This is a genomic window from Sedimentisphaera salicampi (genome assembly GCF_002117005.1).
GTDB lineage: Bacteria > Planctomycetota > Phycisphaerae > Sedimentisphaerales > Sedimentisphaeraceae > Sedimentisphaera > Sedimentisphaera salicampi.
In genome coordinates, this window is record NZ_CP021023.1 from 2,879,566 (window position 1) to 2,892,902 (window position 13,337).

The following is a 13,337-nucleotide window of genomic DNA, read 5'->3' on the forward strand; positions in this document are numbered from 1 at the left end:
TTCGATTGTCCAACCCTTCCTTCAGATAAACGGGAAGGGTTTTTTAATGGGGTATTCCAAAGGTTCGAGTCTTTATGGAGGGTTCAGATAAAGGCCCTTTAACCTGCACCTCGGCTATTAGCTTCCCGATGGTGTTGAGCAGCTTTCCCCGAAGCGTTTCATCTTCAAACATAAACACCTGAAGACTCAAATCAAGCTTCTGGTTTTCAAGATTCATTTCACCCGCCCCTTGGAGCTTGAGACTTTCAAGCTGAATCACAGCATCAGATATAACCAGCCTGTCTTTGATTATATAGCCGCTGATTAGCCCGGTTTTGATTCTCTTCTCTGCCGGCTGTCTTGAAAACACCGCAGAAACAATCCTTGAGATAAGATTCTTTGATGTGATCTGGCTGTTCTTGAGAACTATATCGAGCCGTCCTTTTCTGAATTCTTGCCTGCCTGCTACACCTTCCACGCTGAGCTGCGATGAGAGCATACCGGAAAGTGCGAGCCGTCCGTTTTTCTCCTCAACGGTGTCATTGAGAAGCTCACTGATATTAACATTGTTCAGATCGAGGGAGAAATCATATGCAGGCGGGGCATCTCCGGAAGGCATAAGGCGGTAATTAAAGCTTGCTGCCCCGCCGTAAAGGCTTGCCGAACCCTTCTCCGGAGAGGAAATTGCCCCGAGGGAGTAGTTAAAGCTTTGAGATACTTCTTTGAAGGCAGCTCCTTTGTAGAGCAGGCGGCTGCAGTAAAGATCTGCTTGAGCCTTTTGGAGCTCAAGGTTTTTGCTTAGATTGCAGCTTCCCGTTAGATTTCCTTCAGCAGAATGGGCTTCTTTGATCCAGCCGGTTGATAAATCCTTAAATTCTAAGCGGAAGTTTTCGATGTCTATGTCTTCCTTCTCGCTGCTGAATTCAAGCCCTTCAAGCCTAAAATCAGCTTTCCCGCTGAATCCTGATAAATCTTTAAATTCGGCATTGCTCAGATTAACTGATTCTGCTGTAATATTATTTAAGGAATCAAGTTTCCCCTCTTCATATTTCACTCTGCCGTCTGCTTTGATTGATGCTTCAGGCAAATCCACGCTTTTCCCGCTTACCGAGTAGTTGAAAGCAGCGGGTTTATTCGTACCTGCCTTTATATCAACCGTTCCTGAAACATCTTCAAGCTTCAGCCCGTCTATTTCGGCCGTGTTATTCTGCAGCTCTGCCAGAGCTGTGATCTGGAGCGGCTTATCCTGCCCGGAGGAAAAATCTGCATCAATCCCGAGCTTGCCTTTAAGAAAGCTTTTATAATCTTCGCCAAGCAGCTCCAGACACCTCCCTGCCTCCAAATTCTCGCACGAAAGCTCTCCCTCAAAGCCGCCGAGGCTTTTGTTCACTATTTCCCCGCCTGCTTTGGCAGTGAAGCTTCCGCCTGCAATCTCGGCTTTGATCATCTCTGCTCTCCAGCTTCCTTTCCCGGCTCTTATCTTCATTTGCGGGTCAGTGATTGTGAGCATACTTGGTTTGTAAACGATCTCATTTCCTGATATATCAGCATCAAGATTCCAATCATTTTCTCTGTTTTCCTTGCTGAGCTCAAGCGTAAGTGTGCTTTGAGCATCTATGTAGAAATCATCCAGCATTCGGGCTGGGTCTTTGGGCAGAGAGCTGATTAGTACGCTGTCCAAGGTGAGCCCCTTGGCGAAAACTTCAAGGTCGTAATCAGGTTCGTTCAAAAGAGCATTTTCAATTGTGCCGCTGATGTTGAAGTTGGAATCGCCGGCAGTCCCTCTTATATCGGTTAGCGTTATTTCTTCGGGATTTACATTTATATCCCCTGTGATAGAACTTGCAGGCAGCGGGAACTTGCTCAGCTCAGCCTGAGCATTTTTTAGGTTTATATCGATAAGGTATCTCTTGCCTTTTTCGTTCCGCAGATACTGATATGTAAAGGCCATTTCTCCTGAAGGATTTATCATATTCCAGATTTTCTTGAGCCTGGCGTCAAGGCTTTTGTAAACATCGTGGTTTATATAAGCCTCATTGGAATGAATTATTATATCGCAGTTTGGATAATCCGGCAGACTTGTGCATTTAATATCGTGCCAGCCAGTGATTTTTGCTTCCTGATCTTTATGCGTGCATTTCAAGTCGAATCGGTATTTTTCTGAGCTTAAGTCTATCTTACCGCTCACCTTAACCTCATAAGGGAAAAAAACGTAGCTTGCAGTCATTTTCTGCGGTCTTATTTCGCCTCTCATTTTCGGTTTTTGTGAAAGGCTTCCCCAAAGCTTAACCTCCGAATCCATTCTACCTTCCGGATTGAATTCTTTCAGGAAAGTTGTTGTACCCTTGCCTATAAAGCTGTAGAGTTTTTCATTCTCGTAAACCGCATTCACTTTTGTGATGGAGGAAAGCAGAATATTTTCAGTCTTCAAAGATAATCTGTAAGGAGCGTTCTTCTTTGAAAGATCAGCAGAACCTTCTGCTTCGATCTCAGTTTTGCTGGTTGAGGCATTAAATTTGAATCTAACAGGTCTGCTGGGCTTCCAGCTGGCATCAAGGCTTAGATCTTTGGTCATCCATTCGCTGCCGAACAGGCTGGCGTTCAAGTTCCCAGCCACGCGAATAAATCCTCTTTTTCCCGCTTTAATTTCTGCGTTTAGAAATGATGCCCCGAAAGCGGCGCCGGCAGGTGTATTGAGCATAATCTTATATGTATTATCACTGCCTTTTGAAGAAAGCTTAAGGCTGCTCAGGATAATATCCCCTTTATCAGGACTTTTGATTGCCACCCTCCCAGTCTCCAAATCAGGAAAACTGCCAGACTTGAATATGCTGTAAAAAGGGTGCGAGCTTATATTTTCAATGAAGTTTACAAATCTTGGATAAGCGTTCTGCGGGTCAGTTTCTGCTGAACCCGGTTTATAAATCATCACCTTTTCTGCTGTTATTTTCTCAATTGAAGGAGAAAGGAACCCATTTTCAAAAAGGGAGTAATCAACGACTGCCTTCCCCGCCGAGAAATTGAACTGTGAAGCCGATCCTTCCAGCCCGCTTACAATCAGGCTGTTTTCCCGCTTCTCAACTGCCTCATACTCAAGTTCTGCCCCGAAGGCGTTTTCAAGTCCTTGGGTGATCCTTGCCTCTAATATGTCGATTAAGCTGCCTCTGAAGCTGTACAGTGCAGCCGCCAAGCCGGCTGCTGCAAGAAGGATTATAGCTGTTTTAGTTAATTTTTTCATCGCTGAGAATAATAATTACCCGCTTTTTAATATCAAGATGAATTCCTCAGTTCACAATGGAATACTTAATGGATTCTTTGCTGTGTAAGGCATTATGCTCATCCATTACATCAGGCAGGCAGCTATCAGGTTATGCGCTGCGTGGGTTGAGGCCACAATCCCGAAACCCCTTATTCCGAATATTATTGAAAGGTATATCCCTGCAAGAAACCTGAATGTAAACGTGGATATTCGGAAAGGCTCGCCCGCAACAAATCTCCAGTCCATTATATAGAAGTAGTGATGGAGGCTGAAAAGAAGGCTCGAAACAATTACCGCTGTTATAGTGGAGCGAATACGGGGCATACCGAAAAGCTTTTCGAAGATCAGTGTGGCAAAGGAAATCAGAAGAAGCCGGAAAACAAGTTCCTCGAAAATCCCTGCGCCAATCCCCGATACTATATTCACAGCGAACATACCTCCCGGGGTTTGCCAGTCTAAGGCGGCAGACATATCCGGCACCGCAGGTACAGGCGAGTATCCCGGGCCGTGCTGGCCGGCAATGTAGGTTATGCAGGAACTGCATACAAGCAGGGGGATTGTGAGTATAGTAGCCTCTGCAAAGATTATGGGAAGATCGCTCCATTCTACCTCAATCTTCTCCCGTGATTTTATCTGCACTATCCCAAGAGCAGCTATTACCACAAGCGGAGTGCCAACCCACGCCTGCATCTCAGAAAAATTCAGCCAGAGCAGAAATTTACGCACCCATTCAAAGGAAACCACAATTCCAGGGATGTGTTCAGTTTTTGTTGCGAAGAAATCGGGGCTGAGCGACGAAAGTCCTGCTTCGTAAACAACGATAAGGATAGACACGAGTATCAGCGAATATATAGGACGGGATGTCCTGTGCAGATACAAGTCCAGTTCGTGTGTCTTCCCTTTGCTACCAAAATTCATACAGGAATTCAGCTTTCCTAAGTTTCAGCTTTTAGCTGCCGCATCAAATACTGCTTTCGCCACCTTTTTATGTACGTTTCTGTCTATCATATCCGGCAGGAGCATATTCCCCTCGGACTGCGAGGCAAGCGACTGGGCAGCAGCGAGCTTCATCCCAGCGTTTATGCTTTTTATGCCCGAATCAAGTGCTCCTCTGAAAATCCCCGGAAATGCGAGGGCATTGTTTATCGTCCTCCCGTCTGCGCAAACAGCAGCGCCCGCCTCCAATGCCTTCTCAACGGAAATTTCACCCTTCGGGTTGCTCAGCGGGAATACTATTGGCTTATCAGCCATTGATGAGACCATATCTTCACTTACTATATCCGGCCTTGCAACGCCAATGAAGATGTCTCTGCCTTTGAAACCTTCTTCAAGCCCGCCTGATATGTTGTTCGGGTTGGTAAGCTCAGCAATTTCCTGAGTGTATGGGTTCATCTGCTCTTCTCTTCCCCTGTATATCGCTCCGCCTGCATCGTAAACCACGATATTATTAATGCCGTATTCCAGCAGGATCTTGGTGATTGCGTAGCCCGCGGCGCCTGCGCCGATAATGATTGCTGAGCAGTCTGCCGGTTTTTTCTCTGTGATCTTAACTGCATTGATAAGTGCCGCGAGAACAACGGTTGCTGTTGCGTGCTGGTCGTCGTGAAATACTGGTATATCCAGCATACCGTCGAGTTCCTGCTCTATTTCAAAACAGGCCGGTGCTGCAATATCCTCGAGCTGTATTGCTCCGAAGCTTGGGCTGATATGTTTTACAGTTTCAATAATCTCATCAGGTTTCTTTGTATCTAAAACAATCGGCACTCCGCTTATACCCACAAATTCCGAGAATATGGCAGCCTTGCCCTCCATCACTGGCATTGAGGCCTGTGCCCCAATATCGCCCAGCCCGAGAACTGCCGTTCCGTCTGATACTATTGCCACGCGCGAGCATATTCCCGTTACCCGCGAAACCGCCTCAGGGCTCTCAACGATTGCCTTGCAGGCCGCCGCAACCCCGGGAGTGTAAACCATACGCAGATCGGTAAGGCTTTCTATCTTCTTCTTGCTTTTAACTTCAATTATTCCGCCAAGGCGAGATTCTTCTACGAGGTCAGTAAATTCCTGTATCTCAGCCCCGCCTGATTTGAGCGTTTCTAAGGCAGCCAGAGCGGCCTGTCTTGAGTTGGCAAATAGATTCAGTTCAAGAGTTGCTGATTCCCCGTCGCCTTCAAGCGTATTGAGAGATGAGATGCTGGTTTGCTCTGTATTGATTGCGGAGAGGATCTCGGCAGAGTTTTTCCTGAGCGAAGAAAATTTGACTCGGTATATGTGGTTTGCGCCGAAATGCTCCTGTAAACTTTTTTTATGATTACTCATAGAATCCCTGCAATGAATTAAAGAGCCTTTTGCTCAGTTCCGTTGATTAGTTTTGTTATGTTTTTCTTATGCCTGTATATTACCAGAATCGCCAAAACCCCGGCCGCTGCGATTAGAGGCCAAAGATCAGAAAAGCTCCAGCTCTCCACGATGGCAATCTCTAAAGAGAGTATTACCGGAAACATAGCTGCGCCTATAATCGATCCCAGCGAAACATATTTCCAAGTGTACAGGCAGATAATCCAGATGATAAAGCAGATAATTCCGCAGATGGTGTAGTATGGCCATAAACCAAGAACTACTCCAAGCCCCGTTGCAACCCCTTTGCCGCCTTTGAATTTGAGGTAAATCGGGAAAATATGCCCGGCAATCGCAGCCGCGCCGCATAAAAGCCAAAGCCAAAGCTCGGATTGTTCGGGTTCCCCTGAAACCACCAAACCCGCTGCAATCATCGGTAATGCCCCCTTGAGCAAATCGAGAAGGAAGCATATCTTCGCCCATTTGCCACCCAGCGCACGGCCGAGGTTGGTTGCTCCTATATTCCCCGAGCCCACTGTCCGAAGATCAATGCCTCTCGATTTTGCTATTAAAAAACCGAAAGGAACTGAGCCGAGCAGGTAAGAAAAAATTGGTAAAGTTAGTAAAATTGCAGTAGCCAAATAATTAACCCTTCTGCTGTATCCCGCATTATATATTGATTTATCAGACCAATAGATTATATCCTTTCGGCGGTTTCAATCAACGCATTCATTAAACCCGCCGCCCATTGCCCGATATAAATGCAGATGCAGCCGGCCGGTTCGACTATAAAGCAGGATAAATCTAATGAGCACAGAGCTTATAGAGAAATTGCCTTCTCTTCAATCTTGCTCGAAACTGATAAATAATTATTTTTTTTTTCAGCTTATAATGCAAAAAATATGTTTTTCGGGATATAACCATATTAATACAAGTATGATTTATGAAAATAAGCAATAAAGGGAAACTATGGATTTAAAGTTCAAAAAGGTTTTATCATCAGCAGTATTGTTAATGTTCTCAGCCGGGGCCTTTAGTTATGTGGAAGTTCGGCCGGGAAGCAGAAATCTTATTACCCAAACGGACAACCCCGTTCAGATCTCAATTGATATTTCAAAAAAACATCAGAAAATCAGCTCTTTCGGTGCCTCAGACTGCTGGACAGCCCAGATGGTGGGGCAGTGGCCTGAAGAAAAGACAGATGCAATAGCCGATTTGCTCTTTTCCTCTGAGCTCAAAGACAGCGGCGATCCTGTCGGGATAGGCCTTTCTTCTTGGAGGTTCAACATTGGTGCGGGAACCGCTGCTAATGATAAAATAAGAGACCCTTGGCGGCAGTCTTCCTGGCTTTTCGACGAAAGCGGAAATGAGATCTATTTGCCGGAATTCGAAAAGGAAACCCGCTCTCGAATTAAAGGGCAGAGAACGTTTCTCAGGTCAGCCCGTGATAGGGGGGTGGAAGAATTTACTGCCTTTACAATAAGCCCGCCAATAAATATGACCAAAAACGGGAGGGGATTTTGCAGTAAAGATGTTGGTGCAACAAATTTGAAAGACGGCAAAACCGGCGAATTCTGCGATTATATAGTTGAATCGGTTAAAGCGCTGCAAAAAGCAGATGGTGTTGAATTTGATTACATAAGCCCAATAAATGAACCTGAATGGGATTGGAACGGCCCGAAACAGGAGGGCTGCCGGTACAACAATTCCCAGATGGCTGAGATCGCCAAAACGCTTTACAGCAAGATAGAAAATGAAGATTCTGTAAATGCCAGGGTGCTTATGCCCGAATCAGGGCATCTCAAGTCTTTCTACGACTGGCAGAAGAGCTCAAAGAAATCCAAAGGCAAATATGTAGAGCAGTTTTTTGATGAATCAAGCGATAATTATGCCGGCAAGGCCCTTTCCGGCCTGCTTTGCGGACACAGCTATTTTCTCGATGACCCCTCTGAAGGGCTTGTTGATGCCCGAGTGAAATTCAGAAAGGCTCTGGATGAATATCCCGAGCTTGAGTACCGCCATACTGAATACTGCATTCTTGGCGGCACTGAACACGGTTTCGGGGGCGGCGGAAGAGATCTCGGCATAACCGCAGCACTGTTTATAGCCAGAGTTATACATTACGACCTCACCATTGTTGAAGCCTCAGGCTGGGACTGGTGGCTCGGAATCTCACCCTACGACTACAAAGACGGTCTCGTTTACAGCACCAAAACCATCAAAGACGGAAGATACAATGATTCTAAGATGCTATGGGCTATGGGCAATTTCAGCCGCTTCATAAGGCCCGGGATGTATCGTGCAGAGCTCAAAAGAGACGACGGCGTTGAAAACGGCAAGGCTTTCCATGGCCTGATGGCTTCTGCTTACACCAGCAGTAAAGATAAAACATCAGCGGCAGTATTCGTTAATTATTCCGGAAATACCGAATCAGTTCGTTTCGAAAAGAAAGGTTTGCCGGAAGATGCGAGGGTAGTACCGTATATAACCGATGCAGCAAGCGATCTTGCCCCTTGCAAAGCCGGCTCTCTGGAAGACACCTTCAAAATTCCTGCAAAAAGCGTTGTAACATTTGTTATTCAGGCTGAATAGACAAGCAGCTTACCAATCGAAGCTTTAAAGAATTTTCAATTACGGTACAATAATTCTTTGTATCGCAATAATTCTTAATTTAAGGAGCTTTTATGGGTGCTAATAGGAATGTTCTGAAATTATTTTCGCTTCTTTTGATTTTTACAGTTTCTCTGGTGAATGCCGAAGAGAAAGTTGAGAAAAAAGTTGATGCTCTGCTTTCTAAAATGACTCTCGACGAGAAGGCTGGTCAGATGACCCAGTTAACTCTTAAGGCATTCACAAACGGCAAATCAGGCGATAAATTGAAGCTTGATGAAAATAAGCTCGAAAAATACATTGTCCAAGAGAAGATCGGCTCAGTTCTAAATTGCGGCGGCAGGGCTCTCTCGCCGGAGAAGTGGCTTGAAATAACCAGTCTGGTGCAGAAGTTTGCAAAGAAGACCCGTCTTCAAATCCCTGTTATCTACGGGCTTGATTCAATACACGGGGCGGGCTATGTTGCCGGCTCTACGCTTTTCCCGCACAACATAGCTATGGCAGCAGCGGGCAGCCGGCAGTTGGTTCAGCAAATGGCAGAAGTAACCGCACTTGAAACCAGAGCAGCAGGGATAAGATGGAATTTTGCTCCGGTTCTCGGTGTGGCAAGGCATCCCTTCTGGCCCCGCCATTACGAAACATTCGGCGAAGACCCATTCATCGCTTCTGAATTCGCAGAGGCATACATCACGGGTCTTCAGGGCGATAAGCTGCCATTGGCCGAGGATAAAGTGCTCGCTTGTATGAAGCATTTCCTTGGATACAGCTATCCGCGTTCCGGACGAGACCGAACCCCCGCTTGGATCCCCGAGATCCAGCTCAGAGAGCTGTTCGTTCCTCCATTCAGGGCAGCAGTGCAGGCTGGTGCTGTTACAGCAATGATAAATTCCTCAGAGATTAACGGCCGGCCGGTGCATGCAAGCCCGTTTTACCTAAAAAAGCTTCTGCGGAAAGATATAGGCTTCAGCGGATTTGTCGTTAGCGACTGGGCAGATATCGACAATCTCTACACCCGTGAGATGGTGGCTGAGAATCAAAGAGAGGCTGTGAAGATTGGAGTTAATGCGGGCATAGATATGAGTATGACGCCCTTTAAGATTGATTTCAAGAAGCATTTGGTTTCTCTCGTTGAGGCAGGCGAAGTGCCTGTTCAAAGGGTGGATGAGGCAGTTAAGAACATAATCAAAGTCAAGTTCCAAGCCGGGTTGTTTAATGATCCGTTTGAGGATGATAAGCTTTCTGAGAAGATAGCCTCAAAAGAAGCTAAAAAGCTCAATGAACGCTGCGCAGAAGAATGTATTACCCTTCTGAAAAATGAATCAGAGATCCTGCCGCTCAAGAAAGAAGAAAAAATCCTCGTTACCGGCCCATGCTCAAACCTCAAAAGCGTATTAAACGGCGGCTGGTCCCGCACTTGGCAGGGCAGGGAGGAGCACCTATACCCTGATTCGCAGAATACAATCCTCGAAGCAGTTAAGGCTGAGTTCGGCAGGGGGAATGTGAGTTTTGAAAAGGGGGCAGATTTCGATAAGCTCCTCGATGCAGATAAGGCCGCTGAGAAGGCCGAAAATTGCGATGTAATACTGCTCTGCGCAGGCGAGAACACATATACAGAACATTCAGGCAATATCAGGGACTACAATATATCCCTTTCTCAGCGAAAGCTTGCCGCACGGCTGAGTGAAACAGGTAAGCCGATAATAACCATACTTACCCAGGGCAGGCCGAGAGTGGTTCGGGAGATCGAAAAGGTTTCCGATGCCGTAGTTATGGCTTATCTGCCGGGCGTTAAGGGAGCGGATGCAATAGCTGATGTGGTCTCAGGCGATGTTAATCCCAGCGGCAGGCTGCCGTTCTCGTATCCGAAATATGCCGGCGGATTTGAATGGTACGATTACAAAAAATCTGCAAATTGGAGCAGCTGCAAAGTAGAGTTCCAGTGGCCGTTTGGCGCTGGCCTTTCATACACTGATTTTGAGTGCAGCGGCTTGAAGCTCTCCAAAAATTCTGCTTCTAAAAAAGGTTTCGATGGGCTTAAGGTCTCGTTTGATGTGAAAAACAAGGGCAAAATGAAGGGCGGCTATATCGCTCAGGTTTACGTTTCAGATAAAGTGGCGAGCGTTACGCCTGCAAATAAACGCCTAAAAGAATTCAAAAAGATATACCTCAATCCGGGCGAAAATCAGACGGTTAATTTCGATTTGCCCGCAGAGGCCTTCTCTTTTATAAATGCAGAATGCAGAAGGGTTATTGAGCCGGGTAAGTTTATTATAAGAGCGGGCGGTCTAAAGAAAGAATTTACGCTGGAATAAAAGATCGTCAGGCTGAACGCTCAGCTAACAGCGATTCCAACGGTAACCGCTGCTGCCATACAGACGTAATGGGAGATATTCAGGGCGTTTGGAAGATTGACGCCCTTTTCGCTCAATCTCTTCTGGCTTGCTGAAATTATGCACGCAGCCCCGAGCGGAGATACGAACAGATAAAATACTGCACCGTTTTCAAAACTTTCGGCGATAAGAAGGCTTAGCAGCGCGGTAATATAGGACAAGATAACCAAAGCTCTGTAAAGCATCACAGCTTTCTTAATTCCGAAGACAGCGGGAAATGTTTTTTTGCCTGCCGCCATGTCTGCTTCAGTGTCTGGTATTGAATTGAGAAGGGCGGTGCCTGCTATAAGCAGTCCCGTGATTACAGCAGGCGGGGCGATCTCCCAAGCAAGTCTGCCTGTTTGAAGGTAGTATGCCCCGGCAGTGGGCAGTATCCCGAAAACAGTGAATATATAACCTTCTCCCGGGCAGCGGTAGCAGAAGCTGAAAGGAGGCAGAGTCCAGAGTATGCCTGCAAGCACGCCGATAATTCCCAGGATAAGGATAAATGGGCTTGCTGAAATAATCACAATTAAAAGCCCGATTGCAGCTCCCGCTCCAAGAGCCAGCATTCCTGCTGTCCTCATTTGTTCTGGGCTGATGATTCCGTCTTGTATATAACCGCTTCCTCCGCCGAAAACCGTCCTGTTGGTATTGAGCCAGTCGTTTCCGGAGAGGTGGTCGAAGTAGTCGTTGAGCATATTCGAGCCGGCATTTATACAGATAATGCTCAAAACAGCGAGGCAGGAAAGCAGAAGATTGAGTTCACCCGCAGCTTTTACCCCAAGGGCGGTTCCGATTGCCACAGGCGGGATGCCCGGAAGCAGGAACGCCGGTTCGGGAGTGCATAAAATTTTCAGAACCCTCTTGTTCAAATTTCACCTCAGGCTTTCTCTGCTGATTTAAATTTAAAAAGCCTGCACTTGGCAGGCTTTAGAGTTACTGTTTCGTTATGCAGAACTATTCGAGTTTTTCAGCATCTTCGTGCAAATGTTTCTGCACATGTATATTCAGCTCATCGAGCTGCTGCTGGTCAACCTCGCCCGGGGCCTCAGACATAAGGCACTGGCCTCTCTGAGTTTTCGGGAACGCTATTACGTCCCTTATGTTATCAGTTCCTGTGAGGATCATTGTGAGCCTGTCGAGCCCGAATGCGATTCCGCCGTGCGGAGGCGTCCCGTATTTTAAGGCATTCAGGAAGAATCCGAAACGTTCCTCTGCCATCTGGGCTGTAATGTTCAGAAGCGAGAAGATCTTGCGCTGAATTTCGGGATCATGAATACGTATGCTTCCACCGCCTATTTCCGAGCCGTTGCACACAAGGTCGTATGCCTTTGAGCGGACGCTGCCTGGATCACTTTCAAGCTTGTCTAAATCCTCATCGACCGGCGAGGTGAATGGGTGGTGCAGTGAGTCCCATCTTTTAGCGTCCTCATCCCATTCCATAAGCGGGAAGTCTGTGATCCAGACGAATTTATATTCGCCATGCTTATAGAGCTTGAGGTCTTTGCCGAGCTTGATTCTGAGTGCGGCAAGAGCCCTGTTTACGGTATTCTTCTTATCTGCCACAAACAGCAGAAGATCGCCTTCTTCTGCCCCGAAAGTGTCCAATATATTTTGTCTTTGCTCATCGGTGAAGAATTTCGCTATGTTGCTTTTGATGTCCAGTTTGCCTGTCTCTTCGTTTTTCGCTGCCTTAAACCAAGCGAGCCCTTTTGCTCCATAATCACCCACAAAGCCTGTGAGTGTTTTCTCTATATCGCTTCTGGAGTATGTCCCTGCACCTTTTGCGCAGAGCCCTTTAACGATCCCGCCTTTTTGAACTGTAGAGGTGAATACCTTAAAGCTCGATTCGCCTGCGATCTCCGTTATATCCTTGAGCTGCATGTCAAAGCGAAGGTCAGGGCGGTCTGTACCGTAATGTTCAATAGCATCAGCGTAAGTCATTTGCTTTACGGGAAGCTCGATATCCTCCCCTAATATTTTTTTCCAGATTCTGGCAATCATATTTTCATTGATGCTTATCACATCATCGCTGTCAACGAAGCTCATTTCGAGGTCGATCTGAGTGAATTCTGCCTGCCTGTCTGCCCTTGGGTCTTCATCCCTGAAACAGCGGACAATCTGGAAATACCTGTCCATCCCGCTCACCATAAGGATCTGCTTAAAGAGCTGCGGAGACTGCGGAAGTGCATAGAAAGAGCCCTGATAGAGCCTGCTCGGCACGAGAAAATCTCTCGCTCCTTCCGGCGTGCTCTTCCCGAGCATAGGCGTTTCGATTTCATAGAAGCTGTTTTCTGAAAGATAATTCCTCACCTCATAAGCAATATTATGCCTTGTGATAAGCTTATCCTTCATCTCGTTTCTTCTCAGATCAATGAAGCGGTTTATGAGTCTCGTGTCCTCGCCAACTGAATTCGCTGAATCCAGCTCGAAGGGCGGGGTGTCCGCTTTGCTGAAGACCTCAAGTTCATTGATGATTATTTCTATGTGGCCTGTGGGCAGTTTAGGATTTTCAAGGCCTTCGCCTCGTTTACTCACAGTTCCCTTTGCCCCAATCACCCATTCGCATCTGAGCTCTCTACCGAGTTTATGCACTTCAGGGTTAATGTCCGGGTTAAAAACAATCTGCACGAGCCCAGAAACATCTCTGAGATCTACAAAAACAAGATTCCCATGGTCGCGGTAGGAATTTACCCACCCGCACACCGTAATCTCTTCTCCTACGTTATCAAGGCGTACATCACCGCACTTCAGAGTTCTTTTAAGCATATGCTCCACCA

At 46.6% G+C, this 13,337-nt stretch carries 8 protein-coding genes; 2 read left to right on the forward strand and 6 right to left on the reverse strand.

The features are described 5' to 3' along the window. Positions 1 to 43: 43 nt before the first annotated feature. The 4 genes from STSP1_RS11150 to plsY form a co-directional block, all read right to left on the reverse strand. Entirely contained in the window at positions 44 to 3,169 is a 3,126-nt protein-coding gene (locus STSP1_RS11150) for an AsmA-like C-terminal region-containing protein (protein ID WP_161491718.1), read from the reverse strand. 153 nt (positions 3,170 to 3,322) lie between these two features. Then, the gene (locus STSP1_RS11155) at positions 3,323 to 4,156 is read right to left on the reverse strand and encodes a CPBP family intramembrane glutamic endopeptidase (protein WP_085756402.1); all 834 of its coding nucleotides are present in this window, start codon (positions 4,154 to 4,156) and stop codon (positions 3,323 to 3,325) included. Positions 4,157 to 4,180: 24 nt separating this feature from the next. Continuing rightward, positions 4,181 to 5,557 (reverse strand): NAD(P)-dependent malic enzyme, encoded by a 1,377-nt coding sequence (locus STSP1_RS11160; protein WP_085756403.1) that lies wholly within the window; start codon positions 5,555 to 5,557, stop codon positions 4,181 to 4,183. A 17-nt stretch (positions 5,558 to 5,574) separates the two neighbouring features. Continuing rightward, a complete protein-coding gene (plsY, locus tag STSP1_RS11165; RefSeq protein WP_161491719.1) occupies positions 5,575 to 6,216 on the reverse strand; it encodes a glycerol-3-phosphate 1-O-acyltransferase PlsY in 642 nt (213 codons plus the stop codon). Between the two features lie 328 nt (positions 6,217 to 6,544). Here plsY and STSP1_RS11170 point away from each other — a divergent pair, with 328 nt between their 5' ends. Both STSP1_RS11170 and STSP1_RS11175 read left to right on the forward strand, forming a co-directional pair. Then, a complete protein-coding gene (locus STSP1_RS11170) occupies positions 6,545 to 8,167 on the forward strand; it encodes a glycoside hydrolase (RefSeq protein WP_085756405.1) in 1,623 nt (540 codons plus the stop codon). A 92-nt stretch (positions 8,168 to 8,259) separates the two neighbouring features. Next, positions 8,260 to 10,497 (forward strand): glycoside hydrolase family 3 N-terminal domain-containing protein, encoded by a 2,238-nt coding sequence (locus STSP1_RS11175; RefSeq protein ID WP_085756406.1) that lies wholly within the window; start codon positions 8,260 to 8,262, stop codon positions 10,495 to 10,497. Positions 10,498 to 10,517: 20 nt separating this feature from the next. Here the strand turns inward: STSP1_RS11175 and STSP1_RS11180 are convergent, their stop codons facing one another. Continuing rightward, entirely contained in the window at positions 10,518 to 11,429 is a 912-nt protein-coding gene (locus STSP1_RS11180) for a prenyltransferase (RefSeq protein WP_085756407.1), read from the reverse strand. An 85-nt stretch (positions 11,430 to 11,514) separates the two neighbouring features. Then, positions 11,515 to 13,326 (reverse strand): aspartate--tRNA ligase, encoded by a 1,812-nt coding sequence (gene aspS, locus STSP1_RS11185; RefSeq protein ID WP_085756408.1) that lies wholly within the window; start codon positions 13,324 to 13,326, stop codon positions 11,515 to 11,517. Positions 13,327 to 13,337: the final 11 nt, after the last annotated feature.

Coding starts and splice junctions, on each gene's coding strand:
- STSP1_RS11155 (WP_085756402.1), bottom strand. CDS start 4,156: ATGAATTTTGGTAGCAAAGGGAAGACACACGAACTGGACTTGTATCTG.
- STSP1_RS11160 (WP_085756403.1), bottom strand. CDS start 5,557: ATGAGTAATCATAAAAAAAGTTTACAGGAGCATTTCGGCGCAAACCAC.
- STSP1_RS11170 (WP_085756405.1), top strand. CDS start 6,545: ATGGATTTAAAGTTCAAAAAGGTTTTATCATCAGCAGTATTGTTAATG.
- STSP1_RS11175 (WP_085756406.1), top strand. CDS start 8,260: ATGGGTGCTAATAGGAATGTTCTGAAATTATTTTCGCTTCTTTTGATT.
- aspS (WP_085756408.1), bottom strand. CDS start 13,326: ATGCTTAAAAGAACTCTGAAGTGCGGTGATGTACGCCTTGATAACGTA.